Source organism: Aestuarium sp. (assembly GCF_023253315.1).
In the GTDB taxonomy this organism is placed as follows: Bacteria; Pseudomonadota; Alphaproteobacteria; order Rhodobacterales; family Rhodobacteraceae; genus Marivivens; species Marivivens donghaensis.
Genome location: NZ_JALRGW010000051.1, coordinates 1 through 3,789 on the forward strand (window position 1 = coordinate 1; position 3,789 = coordinate 3,789).

Sequence of the window (3,789 nt, forward strand, 5' to 3'; positions counted from 1 at the left end):
CCCACGGTTCACCGCATCGCGTGCATTCAACGCAACAAGCCGCGCGTCCTCGACCCAGCAATCGGAATACTCGTAGGCCGTTTCGAATTTGGAGTGAAGCGGCTCCCCTTCCACAGCGGTCGTTAAATCAACCAACTGCGTGGGCGGCAAAATCTTACGTCCGCCCAGATGATCATAGAGGAAAAGCCCCAACCGAATGAGCCACGCGGGCCTGCGTCCCTTCATCCACGGCATCACGATATTCAACAACCGCGAGGTCGGCGTCGCACCTTCGAACCGCATCGAGGCGTGGTAAGGCAACACAAACCGCATAGGCCATGAAATATGCGGCATCGCCTGCAAGAGTGTCTCGCGTTCGATCAGGGCCTCGCGAACCAAACGGAACTCAAAATACTCAAGATACCGCAGACCACCGTGGAATAGCTTGGTCGATGCAGAGGACGTGGCCGATGCCAGATCCCCCTGCTCTGCCAGAACAACCGACAGACCACGACCCGCGGCATCACGGGCAATCCCGCAGCCGTTGATCCCGCCGCCAATGATAAACAGGTCATGCATCTGATCAGTCATCCTTGCCCCCAAAAGTCAGCCGAACGCTAACACCCCCAGCATCACGAATATTGCTAAGAACGCTGTCAGTGACGCGACCAAACCAACGGCCCCACCGCCAACCTTCTGCAAATCCTGAAGCGATGTCTTCATCCCGACCGCAGCTACCGCCGTAATCAAACAAGCGCGTGACAACTGATTGGAATATTCGATCAAAGCTAAGGGGAAAACATGAAGGGAGTTCAGCCCTGCCAGCGCAATAAATACGAGCACGAACATCGGCACGATCGGGGGGGCGGTTTCAGCGGGCGCATTTTTCTGTAAGGCGAGTGCCCCGACAAAGACGACAGGCGCCAACATCGTCACCCGGAATAGCTTGATCAACGTAGCAACTTCGCCAGTTTCGTCAGACATCGAAAATCCGGCGCCGACGACCTGAGCAACATCGTGGATCGTGCCGCCCAAGAATATTCCAGCCAATCTATCATCAAAACCAACCAAGGATGCAGCGATAGGATAGACGATCATCGCAACAGTCGATGCAATGGTGACTGAAACCACGGTGAAAGTCAGGTTGGTTTCGCTTTTTTCATGCTTAGGCAGAAGGCTCGCCAATGCGAGGGCTGCAGAGGCGCCACAAATGGCAACCGATCCTCCCGCCAGAAATCCGAACGCGTAATCTTTGCCAAAGATACTAGCTGTTAAGGTGCCAATGGCGATTGTCAGCACAACACCTAATGCAATCAACACAGCAAAGGTCGGTCCGATTTGCCAAAGCAGTTCAACACTCACTCTGAGCCCCAAGAGGGCTACGCCGATCCTTAGAACAGACTTTGCCGCGAAATTGATCCCCTTGCCCATACGAGGGTCGTTTGACAGAAACTGGAACGGTATCCCCAAAAGGATCGCCATCAACATGACAGGCGCGCCGTAATGGTCCGACAAGAATTGCGCCGCCATCGCGACTAATAGGGCCATGAACAAACCCGGCGCGACGCCTTTGGCGCGAGCAGCTGTTAGTAACATGCGAGACCGGTGTCTTGTCGGAATATGTAAAGAGCCGAGGGAGATACAGACAGTTTAACAACGTCTCCAATCTTGACCGATGTCTGTCCCGATTGATGAACCGTTACTGTTTGGCCCGTTGCCAGTTCGCCGAAAACATAACTTTCCGATCCCAATTGTTCGACTTCGGAGACGGTCAGTACGAGCGGTCCAGTATCGTCAATCGCCAGATCACGGGGCCTAAAGCCCACTTCGACAGCGTCACCAGTGGCAACACCGGCCCGGGTGCGATCGATGTTCAGATGGGTTCCGTCGCTGAGTTTTACGCCACCGTCCGCAATCGTCGCAGTCACAAAGTTCATTGACGGAGATCCGATGAAGCCCGCGACAAATCGGTTCTTTGGCGCATTGAACAGCTCAAGCGGCGTTCCGAATTGTTCAACCTTACCTGCACGAAGCACCGCAATCTTGTCGGCCATAGTCATAGCTTCGACCTGATCATGGGTGACGTAAATCATCGTGTTCCCCAACCGGCGGTGCAGATTGGCAATCTCGCGTCGCATGTTCACACGCAGTTCTGCATCGAGGTTCGAAAGAGGCTCGTCAAACAAGAATACTTTGGGTTCACGAACCACCGCGCGCCCGATTGCAACGCGCTGACGCTGCCCTCCAGAAAGCTGGCCGGGTCGGCGATCTAGGTAGTCTTCGATCTGCAGCATACGTGCTGCGTCCTCTACCCGCTTTGCGATCTCGGCTTTCGGCGTATTCAGGTTTTCGAGGCCAAAACTCAGGTTCTTTCTCACCGACATATGAGGATAGAGAGCATAGGATTGGAATACCATTGCCAGCCCACGCTGCGACGCGGGCACATGGTTCACTACTTCCCCATCAATTCGAACTTGGCCGTCCGTGATGCTTTCAAGTCCAGAAATCATGCGCAAAAGCGTAGATTTCCCGCAACCCGAAGGCCCGACGAAGACGCAAAACTCCCCCGAGGCGATTTCCATGTCGATGCCATGAATGACCTCAACCGCACCGTAGTGTTTCACAACTTTGGAAAGGACGAGATCAGTCATTATTTCAGCCCCGTATTGGCGATGCCTGTGGTGATGTATTTCTGGAGGAACACGAAAACGAGCGTGGAAGGCACGAGGCTAACCATGGTCATGGCAAGTCGATAATGCTCTTGGCTCAGGTGTTCACCACGAAACTCCAGCAGGCAGAGTTGGATGGTGTAAGCTTCTTTGGTGGTCGCGATAGCCACAAGGGGGAGAATAAGGTCGTTCCACCGCCAAATGACGGACAGGATCGCGAGAGCAGCAATCGCAGGGAGTGCCAGAGGCAGAACAATACGCCAATAGACCTTCCACTCGGATGCTGCATCCATACGCGCTGCCTCAATCAGCTCATCAGGGATCGACAGCATGTATTGGCGCAACAGGAACACACCGGTTGGTGTCGCAGCCCCCGGAATGATCACGCCCCAAATTGATCCCGACAAACCTGTCGCGTAGACCGCCTTGAACACCCCAACGAGCGTGATGGTCGGTGGCACCATAAGGGTTGCCAAGATCACGACAAAGAACGCGACCTGACCGCGGAATTTATACTTTGCCAATGCAAAGGCAGCCATCGAGTTGATCAACAACGTTAGCACAGTCGCAATCACAGTGACCAAGACGGAATTGGTGAAACAGGTGGCAAAATTAACGTTCACACCAAACGCGCGCCCTGCAACCGGATCAGTGAAGTTTTCCCAACTCGGATCGAGGGTTCGCCCCATGGTGATGGACGCCGTATCCAAACGCACAACATCATCATTGCGGTTGTCGACATACCGCGCAGGCGTGAAGTCTCGGGTTGCTTTGAAGTTGGAAATGCCGAACTCCGTTTCCACGCCCGTCTCTGGGTCAGGTGCCGTGACCAAAACCTGCAACGCAAGTCGCGCTGGTTCGTATGGTTCGAGGTTCAGATATTCGGACAAGAGGCGGACCTCTTCGGTGTCGAGAGTCGTCAACACACCATCCAGATCGTATTCGCCGCGCGCGCTGCCTGACATCGACGGGTAGCGAACGATCCATTCCGGCAAATTCTTCGCTTCGATCAAATCCCGAACGAGCGACGGGACCTGACCTAGGTGCGACCGCAGCGCATAAAGGTCACGCCCTTCAAAACCGCTCAGGAATTCTAAGACATCCCGCGCAGCGCGTTCGTCGTCGGACAGGTCACCCCAAT

4 protein-coding genes are annotated in these 3,789 nt (G+C 54.6%); all 4 read right to left on the bottom strand.

The features are described 5' to 3' along the window. Positions 1–570 (bottom strand): FAD-dependent oxidoreductase (locus AC1QQ2_RS13810; RefSeq protein ID WP_479713562.1); only part of this gene is annotated, 570 nt, incomplete at its 3' end. 15 nt (positions 571–585) lie between these two features. Then, a complete protein-coding gene (locus AC1QQ2_RS13815) occupies positions 586–1,575 on the bottom strand; it encodes a YeiH family protein (protein WP_479713563.1) in 990 nt (329 codons plus the stop codon). Continuing rightward, a complete protein-coding gene (locus AC1QQ2_RS13820; RefSeq protein WP_479713564.1) occupies positions 1,566–2,630 on the bottom strand; it encodes an ABC transporter ATP-binding protein in 1,065 nt (354 codons plus the stop codon). Before AC1QQ2_RS13820 ends, AC1QQ2_RS13815 begins: the two co-directional genes overlap by 10 nt. Further along, a partial coding sequence (locus AC1QQ2_RS13825; RefSeq protein ID WP_479713565.1) for a carbohydrate ABC transporter permease occupies positions 2,630–3,789 on the bottom strand: 1,160 nt, incomplete at its 5' end. The genes AC1QQ2_RS13825 and AC1QQ2_RS13820, both read right to left, overlap by 1 nt.